General features: G+C 41.1%; 18 protein-coding genes. 4 read left to right on the top strand and 14 right to left on the bottom strand.

Features of this window, described 5'->3' with window-relative positions:
* Window positions 1–100: 100 nt before the first annotated feature.
* Window positions 101–556 carry a phosphate-starvation-inducible PsiE family protein gene (locus tag QL986_RS09945; RefSeq protein WP_013464778.1) on the bottom strand — a complete coding sequence of 152 codons (456 nt, stop codon included), beginning with the start codon at window positions 554–556 and terminating at the stop codon, window positions 101–103.
* 280 nt (window positions 557–836) lie between these two features.
* Between QL986_RS09945 and QL986_RS09950 the strand changes: the two genes are divergently transcribed.
* Window positions 837–2231: a M28 family metallopeptidase gene (locus QL986_RS09950; RefSeq protein ID WP_024602569.1), complete on the top strand. Its 1395-nt coding sequence runs from the start codon at window positions 837–839 to the stop codon at window positions 2229–2231.
* A 119-nt stretch (window positions 2232–2350) separates the two neighbouring features.
* A complete protein-coding gene (locus QL986_RS09955) occupies window positions 2351–2797 on the top strand; it encodes a DUF4826 family protein (RefSeq protein ID WP_008110031.1) in 447 nt (148 codons plus the stop codon).
* A gap of 97 nt (window positions 2798–2894) precedes the next feature.
* Here QL986_RS09955 and QL986_RS09960 read toward each other — a convergent pair whose 3' ends face one another.
* The 4 genes from QL986_RS09960 to QL986_RS09975 are packed head-to-tail and all read right to left on the bottom strand — an operon-like array spanning window position 2895 to window position 5806.
* Window positions 2895–3362, bottom strand: a complete 468-nt coding sequence (locus QL986_RS09960) for a glycine zipper 2TM domain-containing protein (RefSeq protein WP_024602570.1) — start codon at window positions 3360–3362, stop codon at window positions 2895–2897.
* A gap of 16 nt (window positions 3363–3378) precedes the next feature.
* Complete coding sequence (lpoB, locus tag QL986_RS09965) at window positions 3379–3999, bottom strand: penicillin-binding protein activator LpoB (RefSeq protein ID WP_013464781.1); 621 nt, start codon at window positions 3997–3999, stop codon at window positions 3379–3381.
* Window positions 4000–4007: 8 nt separating this feature from the next.
* Window positions 4008–4433, bottom strand: coding sequence for a YcfL family protein (locus tag QL986_RS09970; RefSeq protein WP_290191499.1), 426 nt, complete (start codon window positions 4431–4433; stop codon window positions 4008–4010).
* Between the two features lie 8 nt (window positions 4434–4441).
* Complete coding sequence (locus QL986_RS09975) at window positions 4442–5806, bottom strand: adenine DNA methylase (RefSeq protein WP_138765009.1); 1365 nt, start codon at window positions 5804–5806, stop codon at window positions 4442–4444.
* 216 nt (window positions 5807–6022) lie between these two features.
* Here QL986_RS09975 and QL986_RS09980 point away from each other — a divergent pair, with 216 nt between their 5' ends.
* Window positions 6023–6898, top strand: a complete 876-nt coding sequence (locus tag QL986_RS09980; RefSeq protein WP_290191500.1) for a DMT family transporter — start codon at window positions 6023–6025, stop codon at window positions 6896–6898.
* On the opposite strand, the gene QL986_RS09985 is transcribed toward QL986_RS09980, so the two are convergent.
* From QL986_RS09985 to QL986_RS10015, 7 genes are all read right to left on the bottom strand, one after another.
* Window positions 6885–7580 carry a M15 family metallopeptidase gene (locus QL986_RS09985; RefSeq protein ID WP_024602573.1) on the bottom strand — a complete coding sequence of 232 codons (696 nt, stop codon included), beginning with the start codon at window positions 7578–7580 and terminating at the stop codon, window positions 6885–6887. The genes QL986_RS09980 and QL986_RS09985 overlap by 14 nt on opposite strands.
* On the bottom strand, window positions 7580–8710 hold the full coding sequence (gene dapE, locus QL986_RS09990; protein WP_013464786.1) for a succinyl-diaminopimelate desuccinylase: 1131 nt from the start codon (window positions 8708–8710) through the stop codon (window positions 7580–7582). The genes QL986_RS09985 and dapE overlap by 1 nt, the downstream gene beginning before the upstream one ends.
* Complete coding sequence (locus tag QL986_RS09995; RefSeq protein ID WP_024602574.1) at window positions 8710–9054, bottom strand: ArsC family reductase; 345 nt, start codon at window positions 9052–9054, stop codon at window positions 8710–8712. Before QL986_RS09995 ends, dapE begins: the two co-directional genes overlap by 1 nt.
* Before the next feature lie 4 nt (window positions 9055–9058).
* Window positions 9059–9556: a PTS glucose transporter subunit IIA gene (locus QL986_RS10000; protein ID WP_290191501.1), complete on the bottom strand. Its 498-nt coding sequence runs from the start codon at window positions 9554–9556 to the stop codon at window positions 9059–9061.
* Between the two features lie 6 nt (window positions 9557–9562).
* On the bottom strand, window positions 9563–9946 hold the full coding sequence (locus QL986_RS10005; protein ID WP_010389757.1) for an ACT domain-containing protein: 384 nt from the start codon (window positions 9944–9946) through the stop codon (window positions 9563–9565).
* A 221-nt stretch (window positions 9947–10167) separates the two neighbouring features.
* Window positions 10168–12321: a phosphate acetyltransferase gene (pta, locus tag QL986_RS10010; RefSeq protein WP_016899915.1), complete on the bottom strand. Its 2154-nt coding sequence runs from the start codon at window positions 12319–12321 to the stop codon at window positions 10168–10170.
* Between the two features lies 1 nt (window position 12322).
* A complete protein-coding gene (locus QL986_RS10015; RefSeq protein ID WP_013464791.1) occupies window positions 12323–13537 on the bottom strand; it encodes an acetate kinase in 1215 nt (404 codons plus the stop codon).
* Window positions 13538–13790: 253 nt separating this feature from the next.
* On the opposite strand from QL986_RS10015, the gene yfbV reads away from it, so the two are divergent.
* Window positions 13791–14237: a terminus macrodomain insulation protein YfbV gene (yfbV, locus tag QL986_RS10020; RefSeq protein ID WP_016899917.1), complete on the top strand. Its 447-nt coding sequence runs from the start codon at window positions 13791–13793 to the stop codon at window positions 14235–14237.
* On the opposite strand, the gene rlmA is transcribed toward yfbV, so the two are convergent.
* Both rlmA and QL986_RS10030 read right to left on the bottom strand, forming a co-directional pair.
* Complete coding sequence (gene rlmA / locus QL986_RS10025) at window positions 14221–15024, bottom strand: 23S rRNA (guanine(745)-N(1))-methyltransferase (protein ID WP_036956400.1); 804 nt, start codon at window positions 15022–15024, stop codon at window positions 14221–14223. The two genes, yfbV and rlmA, sit on opposite strands and share 17 nt — an antisense overlap.
* A complete protein-coding gene (locus QL986_RS10030) occupies window positions 15021–15668 on the bottom strand; it encodes an energy-coupling factor ABC transporter permease (protein ID WP_036956402.1) in 648 nt (215 codons plus the stop codon). The genes rlmA and QL986_RS10030 overlap by 4 nt, the downstream gene beginning before the upstream one ends.

Consider the following 15668-nt stretch of genomic DNA (forward strand, 5'->3'; position numbering starts at 1 on the left):
TAATTAAATATTTATAAAGATGTCCCACTATACCATTGTAAAACACAAAGGCGCAGTGGGAATAAGGTGTGCGTCGGTTAACTCAAGTTGAGTTAACCGTTTATAGCTTAGTGTGGCCGGTTTTATTTTTTACCAGCCAATACGATATACCCAGTGCTAAGGTAACTAACGCAAGGCCAACAATTTGCTCTGAGGTCACTAATTTTAAATCGAGGACAATAATTTTACGCGCCACAGCCATCAGTGCGGTAGCAATAACAAGTTCAACGGGCAGCGAGCTAGAGCCCAAATATAACCGAATGTTAGTAAATATTTCTACCGCAATTAGCACCACCATAAAGGCACCAAAGGTTTGCAGAATGTCTTCAATATTTAATAAAAAATAAGGCGGAGAACTTAACCGCATGTATAAAACATACACTACATCAGCAATACTCCAAAAAATAACCAGCACCATGAGCACTGCCAGTATTTTAATTGCAAAGCGAATAGCATGATGTAAATACTGCATCAGGGGATCAACATGATCCTCTGGTAATTCTTCGTGTTTCTTCATGTTATTTCAGCACCTTATTGATTAAATTAGCCTTTATAAAATGATAGCTGATTAATTATGTTTAGCACTATATACGGTCAAAACAGTATAAGTGATTATTTTTATTAAAATAGTGTGCTTGAACAGAGGACTTGTTTGGTGTGGGTTAAATTCTAAGTAAAATTCAAGGTGTTAATAATATGTAATTAAGCGTGTGATTTTTAGTGTCTATCTCAAAAGGTTTGCGGTTATTGGTTTCTGCTGTCATGTTGGTAGCATTCATTATGAGGATAACAATGCTATGTCTTATTTAGGTTTAAAGTTAGTTAATCGACTTATAAAGTATGGTGTGTTGGCATCATTAAGTTCTGTAACGCTTACAAGCTTTGCTGGCGAGTCTACACAACAAGCATCATTGCATAAAATTGCACAAGAAATTTCGGCGCAGCGTATTGAGAGTGATATTCAAACGCTGGTGGGTTTTGGTACGCGACATACGCTATCAGAGACTAAGTCTGATACACGTGGTATTGGCGCGGCAAGGCGTTGGATTAAAAAAGAATTTGAAGCGATTTCGGCACAATGTGGTGGCTGCTTAAAAATAATAGAGGTAAAACAAACCATTTCGGGAGAAAAGCGCATTCCTAACCCTGTAGAAGTGGTTAACATAATTGCGATTCAGCGCGGCAGTACTGAGCCTAATCGTATGGTGATGATGTCGGGTGATATAGACTCGCGTGTTAGTGATGTAATGGATTTTACCAGCGATGCGCCAGGGGCAAATGATAACGCTTCAGGGGTTGCCGGTGTTATTGAGGCAGCGCGTGTTTTATCGAAATATACATTTAATGGCTCGGTTGTTTACGCGGCGCTCTCAGGTGAAGAGCAAGGTTTATTTGGCGGTAAAATTTTAACCGCTTATGCGCAAAAAAATAATTGGCAGGTTCATGGTGTTTTAAATAACGACATGATTGGTAATATTACCGGTATTAATGGCGTAACCGATAACACCACTGCACGTATTTTTTCTGAAGGGACGCGAGTGGTTGAAACCAAAGAGCAAGCGCGTACTCGTCGTTTTACAGGTGGCGAAGTTGACTCAGCGAGTCGTAATTTAGCGCGTTACATAGACACCATTGCCGATAAATACATTGAAAATTTAGACACTATGCTGGTATACAGACTCGACCGATTTGCTCGAGGAGGGCATCATCGCCCATTTAATGATGCGGGCTTTGCGGCTGTACGTATAATGGAAACTAACGAGCATTACGACCGTCAACATCAAGACCTACGCAACGAAAATGGCATAGTGTACGGTGATACCATCGATGGGGTTGATTTTGATTACGCCGCAAAACTCACGTCATTGAATGCGGTGAGCCTAGCGTCAATGGCATGGGCACCAGCGCCACCGAAAGAAGTGAAAATTAGTGGTGCCGTACGCGCCAGTACCACACTTTCTTGGCAACCATCGGATGATAAAAATATTGCCGGTTACAAAATTTACTGGCGCTATACGAGTGAGCCACAATGGCAATACAGCCAATGGGTTGATAATGTAAGCGAGTTTACGCTTAAAAATGTGGTTATTGATAACTACTATTTTGGCGTTGCTAGCGTGAATAAACAGGGTGTTGAATCGCCAGTGGTGTTCCCCGGTGATGTGGGGTCGTTTGATCACAACATAAAATAATCGGTTTGCTTAAAAACCCAGCAAACAGCTGCGAATAAGGTGTTAAGCACGCTATTTATGCTTGCGCCTTATTTGTTATGCCCTTAAAGTGTAAACAAAGAAGTAAAAAGGTTATTAAAATGCAGCAACAAGAACAAAAACCATTAACACCAGAGCAGCAAGCTGAACTTCAGCAACAAGAAATTCAATGGCAGCGCGAATGTTTTCAAAATGCGCAAAAACATTTAGCTGAAAAAGGCATTATGCCCAAAACATTGCTTGAAAAAGAAAGCCGTTTTTTAGCGCCTTTATGCGCGCTTTGGAAATTTAAAGCGCAAAACGGTAAAAGCTACTGGGTGATCACCGGTCGTTTACCAACTGATCACGCTGAAGCATCTGCAGCAAAAGATGCACGCGATGCTATGCGTTATTTTTCACTGCAGTGGCAGTTAAAGGCCGATCAAATTATTACCGCGGGCGCGCGAGATAAAACCCAAGCTGATTTTGCAAATTTACTGATTAACCGTGCACATGGTTTATATGAAATGCATGAAAACGAGCAGCTGTGGGCAAAAGAACCCGCTTAATAAATAAAAGTGAATACGTATAAAAAACCTAACTTAGTGACCTAAGTTAGGTTTTTTGTTGGAACTTTAATAATTAAGCTCGAAACATAAATAGACTCTAATAAGCGCTATCTACGCGGACTGTGTTATTAGTTAAATAAATAAGACGCACATTATCACCTTGGTGAAAACGCATAGCGGGATCGTTGTCTTGTACCACCATAAATTGTTCACCACTTTCTACTTGTATAAGTAGTTCAACTAATTGGAGGTTTTCATAGCGTTGTGTCTGTTGCTGATTATGCGCAACATTACCACCAATCACTGATCCTAAAATAGTCGCTACCGTGCGACCGCTGCCACCACCAAACTGGTTACCAATAACTCCACCTAATAGGGCACCGCCAAAGGTTTTCCAGCCGTTGCTTTTATCGTGAACCAATTGTTGCTCTGTAATGTTGCGCACTGACTTCACTTTACCAAATAGTACTTGCTGCACAGGAACGGCTTTATTGCGTTCATACTTGGCAAAAGTGGGGGCACTAAATATTAATAAAGTGCATAAAAATAAGCTAAGCGTTTTCATGGTTCGCTCCTGTTAGTTACCAACCAAAGGTAGATTTTTCACGGGTTTTACGAATTTCAGTTTCGTCAGCCCATTCAACAAGGCCACTTTGCATATCCATTAAGCGCATTGTAAATTTGTAGTACACATCGGCTTTGTCAGCATTGGATTTAACAATGCTCGATAGGTTACCGTACAGCATATATTGCGCACCAATTTGTTTACCAAAGGCCACCGCAGTGCTTGGATTGATCAGTGCATCTTCATTTTGAAATGTAAGTTGTTCACGAACCGCTTCTACACGAGTCATATCAACAAATCTAAATTTTCCACTGCGAAGTAATTGAGTCGAAATTGAGTCGGTAATTGACTCAGTGTCTATGTGTTCACTGGTTTTGTTTTTAATACGCTCAACAAATACCACAGGGCGTGTATTGGCAGTCATAGTACCAACCACTGGCGAACTGAGAAGTGAGTCGGTCATTTGCGAGGCTACTTTTTGTAGGTCGGTAGAGCCAAAGTTTATATCTGTGGTTTCTACGGCTTGGGCATCACCATAACTAACGACTGCTTTATTAGCACAGCCTGTTAGTGTGAGTGCGGCTAAGCCTAAAATTGCATAGCCAGAGAGTGATTTGAATTGTTTATTGATCATCATGGTTTCCTTTAATCTTTAAATTCTTGTGCTTCAGTAGACACTTCTCTTACAGCTAAAGAGAAAGTAACGGCATTAGGGCTAGGCGCGAGCCCTGCAAGCTGAGTTTTAGCAAAGCCAAATAATGTGAGGGCTTGCCACGGCGAGTGGTTGCCTTTAATTACAAAGCCATCTTTATCAAACCAGTTAAATTGATACTGTAAATATTGTGACTTTTTATAGGTACTTGCCAAGGTGACTACCACGGCGGTTAGGTTATTTGTTTGACGAGTTTTTACATCACTAATTAATAGCTTTTTTGCTAACTGTAGATTGTTAACATTGAGCTGCTCTTTGTAGGCGTTGGTAGTTTGTTCAACTCCAATGCCTGAGGTTACAGGTCGGCTGCTACATGCGCTAAGCATAAACAACGCAATAATGGGGAGTATGTATTTCATGATGGCTCCTAAAGTTGCACTACATGGGAGTTAAAATAGTTATTAACAGAGGTTAGGTAGATTAACGTTAACCTTTGCTTACTAACGGTAAAATTTATTGGCGGTTTTGAGCCAACATTTAAGGTATGTTCGCCTGCAGCCACTGCACTGCGGGCAAGGCTAATTTGATTGGGTAAGGTAAGCCAGCTGCGGGTATCGGCTTGCTCAGATGCAAGATTATATAAGTTTGCTAAAATATTCCCCACATCACCGCCACTGCGGGCAAGCTCAGCGCGCAGCTTTTCTTTCGCCACTAAGCGCAATATTTGCCTCGATACGCGCCCAGCAACTTGCTGCTCTAACGTTTTAGCGGCCAGTGCTTCTAAGTGCACTAGCGGGCTTAGTGATAATACGTGGTCATTAATTTTGACGTTTTTAACGGTGCTTTCATAGGCATTATTTATATAAATGGGCATGGCGAGACTATAAAAGCGGGCGTCTCCCTGTGAAGTATAAATGGGTAGTCGCAATTTAAATTCGTGTTGTTTTGGTATCAGGCCTTGTTCGAATAATATAACCACTTCGCCTTGGTTTTTTTCTAAGCTGTTAACTTCACCAAACTGGCGTTTAAATTGGTTATAGTCATCGGCAAAACCTTGCTGCTTAGCAAGACGCAGTACATCGTGTTGTAAATACGGATTGTTAGGTTGTATTTCGAGCGCTTTTTTATAGTCTATGTAGGCATCATCACCTTGCTTTGCCGTTTCATATAGTAACCCTGATAAATAAAACGTGTACGCATTTTGAAAGCCATTTTTAACCGAGCGAATTAAGTTATCCATATCGGGATAGTGTTGCTGTGCTTGGGCAACCGCATTATCAAATTCGCTTTGATTATTTAATAGTTCATCAACTTGTACTTTATTAGCACGGCGTATTTCAACTAAGGCGCTTTCAATATCATGTTTATAAACATAATTGAGTGCTTTGTAGCTATGCAACATACTCATTTCGTAGGCGGGCGGTGTATAACCAATAGCTGAGTCGTTGGTTAACAGCGCATTACTTTGCTCAAGCCCAGCACTTACTTGTATTTTTGCAGCTTGGCGCTTAGATTGCATTTGTTGATAGACAGTTTCAAAATGAACTTGTGCGTTATCGGGGTTGTTGGCTAAATCCGCGATACGGCCTTGTTCTAATTGGCTCAGTAAATAATTACTGTGTGTTTTGCTGTTTTTGCTTATTAAGGAGCGTGCACTCTCAATATTATTATTCGTAATGGCTTGTCTAATAGGGGTGGTATTAGTGGCGTAATCATTAAAGAGATCGTCAAAGCCAATGGTGCTGCAACCACTTACAATAAAGCAAAGACTAAAAATTAAAATGTGACGCACGCGCACTCCTTCTTATTTATTCTGTAAGGTTAACATACTGCCAATAAATACAAGTGTGAAAGATTGTAAAAAAGCGTAGTGTATAAACATAGAACAAAAACCCTTAATAAAAACTTTATCATTTAAAAAATAACCATGGTAACGTTTACAACATTGGACGTTAATTTAATCGGTATATAAGTACGGTACATATTTATCAATACGTTAGGAATTAATTTGAAAGCAACACTGTTTACTATTATCGCGTTAGTTGCCTTTGCTGCAAATTCGTTATTATGTCGGTTAGCGTTGGCGCAAGGCTACATTGATGCGTGGAATTTTACCGTTATTAGGTTACTGAGCGGGGCAGTGTGTTTGACCATTATTATGCTGCTCTATACTAGGCAGTTAAATAAAAAAGCGCAGTTAAGTAATCCTATTATTAACGATACTGGCAGTTGGCGAAGCAGTGCTAGCTTATTGATATATGCGCTGTGTTTTTCTGTTGCTTATATCGAGCTTGATACCGGTATGGGGGCGCTTATTTTATTCTCGGCGGTGCAATTTACAATGATTGGCTGGGGCATATATAAACAAGAGCGTTTAAGTGCTGTGCAATGGCTTGCATTTATAGTGGCGTTTGCTGCATTTGTTTACTTAATGGTGCCCTCACAGACAGCACCACCGTTGATGGCTGCATTATTAATGAGTATAAGTGGCATTGCGTGGGGAATTTACAGTATTCGTGGCAAGGCGTGTGTGTCGCCGCTAAGAGCCACTGCCTTTAATTTTATTCGTAGTTTATTAGTGCTACCTATTTTAATTGTGGTGGGAATGAGCCAGCTTAAAAATATACGTATCGAAGGGGCGTTACTTGCAATAGCCTCAGGTGCCATCGCATCTGGCGTAGGGTACAGTATTTGGTATGTGGCTATGCCACTATTAAAGAGCACGCATGCAGCCATAGTGCAGTTATGCGTACCCGTTTTGGCGGCTATTGCAGGGGCAGTGTTTTTATCAGAGATATTAACTGTACAATTTATGCTCCCCAGCAGTATCATTTTACTAGCGGTATTAGTTTTTACTTTAAATAAAAAGACTAAAACTGCTTAGCTGGTGGACTTACATTGATCACAAAGCGTTCATACAATGCAGGTAAGTGGGTTAAAATAGCGTCTTTACCTAATAAATCACTGTTTTTAATGCAGTCGTGCAACACTTCTGGCGTAAGGTGACGAATAAGCTGCGCTGATTGCGCTATGTGGCTAATATGCCAAAGCTCAGGAGCTACCCCGCCCAAGTCGTACTGGTAAGGTCGATAAAATCCAAATTCTGCTAGATGAGTGTCTAGCCATTGGCTTAGTTTAGCAAAAGGCCCACCTTGCTGATATTCATTAGGGCTCAATTGCAAAACATAATCGTCACTCACTGCGCTTTTATCGTAAATATCTAAATCAGTCCCTAAATGATGGCGACTCGCCCCCGGTAGCGCAGAATAAAGCATAATGGCAATGCATTTATCAATATCACTGAGCGAATTAATATCAACGTGTTGCTGCGCTTTGTTTAATACCGGCCGCTTAGCGGAAAATTTAGCGTTCCAAATAGCGGATTGACGGTTAAAATCCCGAAAACTTGATGCAATACATAAATCAAAGCCTGCTGATGCAGCCGCAGTTTGCAGTGCAATAAAGTCATTTACAATATCGGCATGCAAAAAGTGATTTTGTATGGCAACTAAATGTGCATCACTTTGGCCAGTGATGCATTGTATGAGTTCTTTATTTGCAGTCATTAAGTTAACAGGTGCTCTAATATTTGTTCGTAAATATCGGCCAGCGCGATTAGGTCGTCGGTGCTAACACACTCGTCCACTTTATGAATAGTGGCATTACGTGGCCCTAATTCAATAACTTTAGCACCCGTTTGTGCGATAAAACGACCATCTGAGGTGCCACCTGTTGTTTCTAAGTTAGTGGTTAACCCCGTTACCGATTTAATGGCGGCTACGGTGGCATCAACCAATGGGCCGTGATCGGTTAAAAACGGCAAGCCATTCACAATCCAATTGAGTTCATAATTTAAATTGTGTTTTTGTAAAATGGCATTTACTTTTTGTTGTAGTTGTTGATGAGTAACTTCGGTACTAAATCTAAAATTAAATTGTACCTCTAGCTCCCCAGGGATCACATTGCCTGCGCCCGTACCGCCATTAATATTAGAGATTTGAAAGCTGGTGGCTGGAAAAAAGTCATTACCCATATCCCACACAGTTTGGCTTAACTCGGTTAAAGCTGGCGTGGCTAAATGAATTGGGTTTTGTGCTAAATGTGGATAGGCCACATGACCTTGCACGCCTTTTATAGTTAAAAACCCCGTGAGTGAACCACGGCGGCCATTTTTAACCACATCACCGAGTACATCGCGAGAAGAGGGTTCACCTACAAGGCACATGTCTATTTTTTCACCGCGCTCCTCTAAAGTATCTATCACGCGCGTGGTGCCGTTAATAAACGGGCCTTCTTCATCTGAGGTAATTAAAAACGAAATGGAACCTTTGTGATCTGGATGCTTAGTCACAAAGCGTTCGGTTGCCACAATCATCGCTGCTAATGAGCCTTTCATGTCGGCAGCGCCACGGCCATGTAATAAGCCGTCTTCAATTAGGCCTGCAAAAGGCGGATGCTGCCAGTTTTTTTCAGGTCCAGTGGGCACCACATCAGTATGACCGGCAAAACAAAAATGCGGTGATTGCGTGCCTTTTCGTGCCCAAGTATTGAGCGTGTCAGTAAAAAAGAGCGATTCAATATCAAAGCCAATGGCGCTTAGGCGTTCATTCATCATATGTTGGCACCCGGCATCTTCAGGTGTAACCGACTCTCGCTGAATTAAGGCTTGGGCTAGGGTAATTACTGGATGGGTCATTATTTAAAGATCTCATCGTACTGGGCTGCTTTAAAGCCTAAATGGTATTGCCCGTTATTAATAAGAACAGGGCGTTTAATCATTGCAGGTTGTTCAACCAATATATCGATAGCAGTTTGCTTAGTTAAGCTTTGCTTTTGCTCATCCGACAGCGCTCTGTATGTTGTGCTACGTTTATTAACAAGCTGTTCCCAGTCAATATGCTCTGCAAAATCGCTAACCATATTATGATTAACGCCATCTTTACGATAGTCATGGAAAGTGAACGCGATGTCATTATCGCTTAGGTATTTTTTTGCTTTTTTGATTGTGTCGCAGTTGCTAATGCCATAGAGAGTGATCATAAACCTACTTCTTTTTGATAATAGTTAATAAGATATCTACACCAGCATTGACCTGCGGGTGAGAATAATGAAAAGTGCCTAAGTCGTGGCCATTGAGTATGATAAGGCTAGCTAAAATAGGCGTATCGAGTTCACGCAAATCAAAGTAAGCGAGGCGCTGTCCTTTGGTTATTTTGCTGCCATTAAGCTGAGCAATATGAGTATGCGTGAGAGTTTGAGAATCAGGAACAGCTAAGTTTATTAATACTTTTAAGCCATTTTTAGCTTTTAAAATAAACTCGCACCCGCCGCTTTTAACTTGTAATAAAGTGCCATTAAATGGCGCTAACACTTTATGGCTAGTTAAGCTGACCATGATTCCTGGCCCTAAAGTTCCAAAGCGGAAAAAAGCTTCAGGATGCGCGTCCATCTGCATAACTTTGCCACTGAATGGGCTAGTTATTTGTATCGCGCTTCGGCCAATTTTATTTTTAGTTAAATAGCTAACGTCTTCAGATTTCATTATTAATTAAGTTACCACGTTGTAGCCATCGGCTCTAAGAGCAGCCATCGCTTTGTTGACTGTTTGCTTTTTTACTAAGATATAGTCGGTGTCATAGGTTGAAATTGAAAAAATTGACACGCCAGCTCTTGCTAATACTCCTGAAATATTTGCCATAATACCGGTTAACGAAAATCCTAATGGGCCAATTACTTCTAATGCTTGCCAATTCGATTCTGTATCTTGGCTATCAATTATAAAGTCATCAGGGCAAACGACCGAGAGTTCGTCGTGCGTTTTTGAAATAAAAAATAATGGTTGCTTTAACAGGGCAGGAGGGATGTCGGCATCAAGCGCTAAACTATGAATTGATAAAACAGTGCTGTGTAATTGTAGTGTTTGTTTTGACATAAAACCCATCCCTAGCAGCAAGATAATAGCTTTATAGTATAGAGTATTGAAGCTAAATTAAAGGCTCAAGTTTAGGCAGTGCTATATTTTTATTAGCTAAAAAATAATTGTCCACAATTTCTGTGGATAAGCTTGGGGGTTGTGAGGTATAAATAGCCTAACCAGTTAATTATTAAATAAAAAATGGCTAGACTATAAAAAGGGCAAGTTAATTACAGGCCTTAATTAAGCGCTTCTACTTGCGCCGCCTGAATGGCTGTTAAAGCAATGGTATACACAATATCGTCAACTAATGCGCCACGGCTTAAGTCGTTAACAGGTTTGCGCATCCCTTGTAACATAGGACCAATACTGATCAAATCGGCACTTCGTTGCACTGCTTTGTAGGTGGTATTACCCGTATTTAAATCAGGGAAAATAAACACGGTTGCTTTACCGGCAACCGGGCTATCTGGCGCTTTTTTAATAGCTACACTTTCCATAATGGCCGCATCGTATTGCAATGGCCCATCGATAATGAGATCTGGGCGCTTTTGTTGGGCAATTTTTGTTGCTTCGCGGACTTTTTCTACATCAGCGCCACTGCCCGAATTACCCGTGCTGTAACTTATCATTGCTACACGAGGTTCTATGCCAAATGCGGCAGCAGAATCGGCAGATTGAATTGCAATATCGGCTAGTTGTTCAGCATTAGGATCAGGGTTAATAGCACAGTCACCATAAACAAGCACTTGATCAGGAAGCAACATAAAAAATACCGACGAGACTAATGATGAACCTGGTGCGGTTTTAATCAACTGTAAAGGCGGGCGAATAGTATTAGCCGTGGTATTGACTGCCCCTGAAACCAGCCCATCTACTTTTCCTTGCTCTAGCATCATGGTGCCCAGTACCACGTTATCTTGCAGTTGTTCCTTTGCAATAACGTCAGTTAAGCCTTTGTTTTTACGAATCTCAACCATAGGTGCTACGTAGTCATTAATAATACTACTTGGCTCTATTACAGTCACATGCTCGTTCAGTTCAATCCCTTGTTGCTCCGCGATGCGAAATATTTCATCGCGATCGCCAAGTAAAATTGTTTTAGCAATGCCGCGCTGGCCACAAATAGCAGCGGCTTTAATGGTACGAGGCTCGTTACCCTCAGGCAACACAATCGTTTTATCCGCTTTACGGGCTTTATCGGTTAATAAATACCTAAAGGCCGGGGGGGATAACTTGCGGGTTTTTCCCACACTTTTTGCTAATGTGTCCAGCCAATCAGAATCGATATGTGCAGCGTTATGATCTTTTACTTTTTCTATGCGTTGTTCATCGTCGCTAGGCACTTCTAGGTTAAAGTTATGCAGCAATAAAGAAGTGCGCCAGGTATCGCCCTCGGTTGCCAAAATTGGCAGACCAGTTTGCATAGCTTGTTCGCATAGCGCCATAATGCGCGGCTCAGGTTCAAAACCACCGGTAAGTAAAATTGCACCTAGTTTTGTGCCATTCATGGCCGATAAGCAAGCTGCAACGAGTATATCTGAGCGATCGCCTGGGGTTACCAATAACGCACCTGGCGTAAAATAATTTAAAATATTGGATACCGTGCGGGCACAAAATGTAATTCGTCTGAGTCGGCGGTGCACCATATCGCCTTCGTTGATAATAGTGGCTTTTAAATAGGCACTTAAATCTTTAACACGTGGGGCAACCAGTTCAAAATCCCACGGAATAGCGCCGAGTAACATAAACGGGTTTTTTCTAAAAATAGGTAAAGAAGCTAAGCGGTTTAATTCGTTATCAAGCGCTTCTGGCTTATAGGTATCGACTAAATCGGCGCGAGCTCGACCTTCCTCATCAAGGGGGGCGTTTACTTTATTAAAAATACAGCCAAGCACGCGAGGGTGGTCAATGCCACCATAATTGCCAGCGGCTATTTCAAGTCGGTCTTCAATTTGAGTAATGTTGTAATTGCCAGGGGTAAGTACAAAAACGATATCGGCCCCTAAAGTTTGTGCGATTTCGCGATTTACTCTCCCCGCATATGGTTGGCGACGGGTAGGCACCATGCCTTCAATAATAGCCACTTCATCATCGTTAATTTTACTTTGAAAACGCTCTACAATTTCTTCTAGCAGGTCATCGCCTTTGCCATCGCCAATCATTTGCTCGGCGTAATCCAGCGCAAATGACGTAGGTGGATCAATAGGTGAGCCTTGGGTAACAATTTGTGTTGACTTTTCTGGGCCTGTTTCACCCGCGCGTGGTTGGGCTATAGGTTTAAAAAAATTAACTTTAACAGTTTTCTGTTCCAGCGCCCTTACCAAACCCACCGATACTGAGGTTAAACCAACCCCAGTAGAAACGGGGATCAACATAATACGACGAGCCATATTATAACTCCTTGGTGATGTTTGCGGCATCAAGTGCGATCACCCATTCTTCGTTTGTGGGCATAACAACCGCTTTGCTACGTGAATCAGCTGTACTAATTAACCCAGCTTGGCCAAAACGTGCATCAAGGTTTGCTTGTGGGTCTAAATTAATACCTAAAAAGGCCAATTGTTTAAGTACTTTATCACGGATAATATCGGAATTTTCGCCAATACCGCCGGTAAAAATAACTGCGTCTAGCTGTTGCAGCGGGACCATGTAAGCGGCTATTTGTTTTGCGAGGCGGTAACAAAACATATTAAGAGCCAGCATAGCTTGCTGGTTGCCTGCAATAGCGGCTTCTTCTATGGTGCGACAATCGTTAGACAACTCGCTTATGCCTAATAAACCACTTTTTTGATTGAGTAAGTCATCAATTTGCTGAGCAGTGTAATCGAGTTGCGTGGTTAAAAAGTTAAATAGGCCCGGATCAATGTCGCCACAGCGCGTACCCATAACAAGCCCTTCAAGCGGGGTTAACCCCATACTGGTATCAACACTTTTGCCATTTTTAATCGCACACACTGAACAGCCGTTGCCTAAGTGAGCGCTAATAAAGTTACTGTTTTCAATAGGAAGTGCCAACAACTTCGCAGTTTGCCCTGCCACATAAAAATGGCTGGTGCCATGAAAACCATAGCGCCTAACACCAAAGTCTTTATAAAGCTGATAAGGAAGGGCATAAAGATAAGCGACTTCATCCATTGTTTGATGAAATGCCGTATCGAACACGGCTACTTGCGGTAAGTTTTTAAATGATGCTTGCGCTGATGAAATACCCAGTAAGTTAGCGTGGCCATGCAAAGGTGCTAGCGTAGCTGCTTGCGTGATACCTGCAATAACGCGTTCGTCAATTAATACTGATTGGGTAAAATGCTCACCACCATGCACAACACGATGACCAACAGCAACTAGTTGCTCATCAAGATTGTGATCTTTTATTAAATCAACCAGCGTATCAATGGCATGCGCGTGTGCCTGATTAGCAGCAAGTTTAATGGTGGTCTTTTCTCCCTTAAATTTATATTTTATTGAGGGAGCATCTGCACCTAGGCGCTCAGCTAAACCTGAAATAATGTCTTTTCCTGTGTTTGCATCAATAATTGCAAACTTTAAACTTGAGCTTCCACAATTAAGTACCAAAACATGGTTTGGTTTTTTTGGGAGAGTTGGCATAGATTCATTTTCCATTTAAATATTAATCAGTACACTTGGTTGATATATAAGCATTGTAAGCTTAAATGGGTATAGACTAAAGTGTAGTTGACTTTATTAAAAGGGCTTTGTGGAATTCTTTCTATAATTTATGCTTTTTGTGAGTTTTACTAATGAAATTAAGCATTTTTACCGATAAAGTGAGAGTTGTGTTACACTTTTATAAGCAAGATGCTTTTACAAGTGTTAAATGCCGTGATTGTGAGGATTTATAATGCAAAAAAGTGTGATATCACAAGTTCAATTAGGGCGCGCTTATGCTAAAACATGGCCTATGCGTAAAGAGGTCGCGCCATTATTTGCCGAGTTTAAAGTGATCAGAGCAACCGAGCTTGCGATTACAGTAATGCCTATTTTAGCCATGCTAACTTTGTTTTTTCAGCTTAATTATTTAGGCCCTGATTTTTTACCTCAAGCTATTGCCAGTAGTCTATTTTTTATCTCCTTGCCGTTACAAGGGCTTTTATGGCTAGGTAAACGTGCGCAAACAGAATTAGAACCCGCTATGCTGCAATGGTACAACGAGTTGTTTGCAAAAATGATCGCCAACGGTTACGACGCACAAATGGGGAAAAACAAGCCCCGCTATTTGGAGCTTGCTGAATTGTTAAAAGACATGTTTGATAAAATGGATAAAACCTTTACTAAAGAGCAGTTTTAACAAACTGGCTAATATAAAATGACAAGGTAACCTTATGATGCTGTTTTTGTTCAAGTGCCTGCCAATGCTCGGGTCTGAACTTCCATGCAAAGGGTGTCATCATTATTAAATTTCTTACGTCGCTAAATGTGAGTGACACTTGCTCTGTAATGAGCTGTTGCGATGATTGTTTAAAGCCTGTTGGCGTAGCCACTTCAGTATGTTCATTTACCGTATTATAGATATATTTTTTCAACTCTTTGAGGTGCATAGGCCCAGGGCTTGCCACCACTAAACAGCCATCCTCTTTAACAAGGCGAGAAAGTTCATCGTCAAACAAAGGGGCAAACACGCTAATTAACACATCAGCAAGGTGATCATTAAAGGGCGCGTGGCTTATTGATGCCACGCTAAATTGACATTGTTTGTATCGTTTTGCTGCGTATTTTACCGCCGACTTAGATATATCAACACCATAAACAGTAGCTTGCGTGTTATTTGCTATAGCATGGGTGTAAAACCCCTCGCCACACCCTAAATCAATCACTATATTTGCATTGAGCGGTCTGACTAAATTAGCTAAGGCTGTCTGTAAAAATGCATAATGGCCTTGCTCTAAAAAAGAACGCCTTGCTTGTACCATTTCTAAAGAGTCACCGGGCTGTTTAGAGTTTTTATTTTGCACGGGGAGTAAGTTTACATAGCCTTCTTTGGCAAAATCAAAGCTGTGGTTATTATCACAGCGTAATGTTTTTTCATTAAGTGCCAATGGAAGTTTGCAAATAGGGCAATGGTAATGAAGACTCATGAGCCTAAATAGTCCTTATCAAAAAAAGTTTTTACCCAGTGCGGGCGATAGGTGATCATAACAGTTATTGCCATACCGTTTAGCATTGCTTCAGGAAACGCTAAAATAGGACTGAGATAAATGTAGTTTTCTGTTAGCTGATGCCAATTATATTCGCCAATTGCGTAATAAAAAACACCCCCGAGTATAATGTTAACGCAAGCAACGACACCAGCCGTTAAAAAGCTACAAACAAATATATAGATAAAAAAGTGCCGCGCTAAGTAGTGGTAACAAAGCATAAATACAATGTAGCTTAATAATACTGGAATAAACGCACTTATTAGTAATTTTACCGCAATCAGCTCGAATGCTATTTGTCCAAAAGCAGTTAGCAGGGCTGTTGCTAATACACAACTTAAAATAGCCAGACGCCAGCCTAAAATCAGCGTAACAGCAGTAATGCCCAGTATATGAAGATCAAGACCAGGTAAAATACCGGCTTTTATACGCCATAGTAAAGCGAGCACCAGCGCGCAGGCAAACACACCTGTTTGCCTTGCTGGCGTATTAAATAAATTGGCGTATGTTGATTTATTAACACTTAAAAAGCCAATAACAATAACACCAATCCACAGTAATGCCTGTAATTGCACACTTAGCAT

The organism is Pseudoalteromonas sp. APC 3250 (genome assembly GCF_030407915.1).
Lineage (GTDB): Bacteria > Pseudomonadota > Gammaproteobacteria > Enterobacterales > Alteromonadaceae > Pseudoalteromonas > Pseudoalteromonas tetraodonis.

Excerpts from the sequence above, each read along its gene's own strand:
- QL986_RS09945 (WP_013464778.1), bottom strand. The coding sequence starts at position 556 with ATGAAGAAACACGAAGAATTACCAGAGGATCATGTTGATCCCCTGATG.
- QL986_RS09950 (WP_024602569.1), top strand. The coding sequence starts at position 837 with ATGTCTTATTTAGGTTTAAAGTTAGTTAATCGACTTATAAAGTATGGT.
- QL986_RS09955 (WP_008110031.1), top strand. The coding sequence starts at position 2,351 with ATGCAGCAACAAGAACAAAAACCATTAACACCAGAGCAGCAAGCTGAA.
- QL986_RS09960 (WP_024602570.1), bottom strand. The coding sequence starts at position 3,362 with ATGAAAACGCTTAGCTTATTTTTATGCACTTTATTAATATTTAGTGCC.
- lpoB (WP_013464781.1), bottom strand. The coding sequence starts at position 3,999 with ATGATGATCAATAAACAATTCAAATCACTCTCTGGCTATGCAATTTTA.
- QL986_RS09970 (WP_290191499.1), bottom strand. The coding sequence starts at position 4,433 with ATGAAATACATACTCCCCATTATTGCGTTGTTTATGCTTAGCGCATGT.
- QL986_RS09985 (WP_024602573.1), bottom strand. The coding sequence starts at position 7,580 with ATGACTGCAAATAAAGAACTCATACAATGCATCACTGGCCAAAGTGAT.
- dapE (WP_013464786.1), bottom strand. The coding sequence starts at position 8,710 with ATGACCCATCCAGTAATTACCCTAGCCCAAGCCTTAATTCAGCGAGAG.
- QL986_RS09995 (WP_024602574.1), bottom strand. The coding sequence starts at position 9,054 with ATGATCACTCTCTATGGCATTAGCAACTGCGACACAATCAAAAAAGCA.
- QL986_RS10000 (WP_290191501.1), bottom strand. The coding sequence starts at position 9,556 with ATGAAATCTGAAGACGTTAGCTATTTAACTAAAAATAAAATTGGCCGA.
- QL986_RS10005 (WP_010389757.1), bottom strand. The coding sequence starts at position 9,946 with ATGTCAAAACAAACACTACAATTACACAGCACTGTTTTATCAATTCAT.
- pta (WP_016899915.1), bottom strand. The coding sequence starts at position 12,321 with ATGGCTCGTCGTATTATGTTGATCCCCGTTTCTACTGGGGTTGGTTTA.
- QL986_RS10015 (WP_013464791.1), bottom strand. The coding sequence starts at position 13,537 with ATGCCAACTCTCCCAAAAAAACCAAACCATGTTTTGGTACTTAATTGT.
- yfbV (WP_016899917.1), top strand. The coding sequence starts at position 13,791 with ATGCAAAAAAGTGTGATATCACAAGTTCAATTAGGGCGCGCTTATGCT.
- rlmA (WP_036956400.1), bottom strand. The coding sequence starts at position 15,024 with ATGAGTCTTCATTACCATTGCCCTATTTGCAAACTTCCATTGGCACTT.
- QL986_RS10030 (WP_036956402.1), bottom strand. The coding sequence starts at position 15,668 with ATGCTAAGTGTGCAATTACAGGCATTACTGTGGATTGGTGTTATTGTT.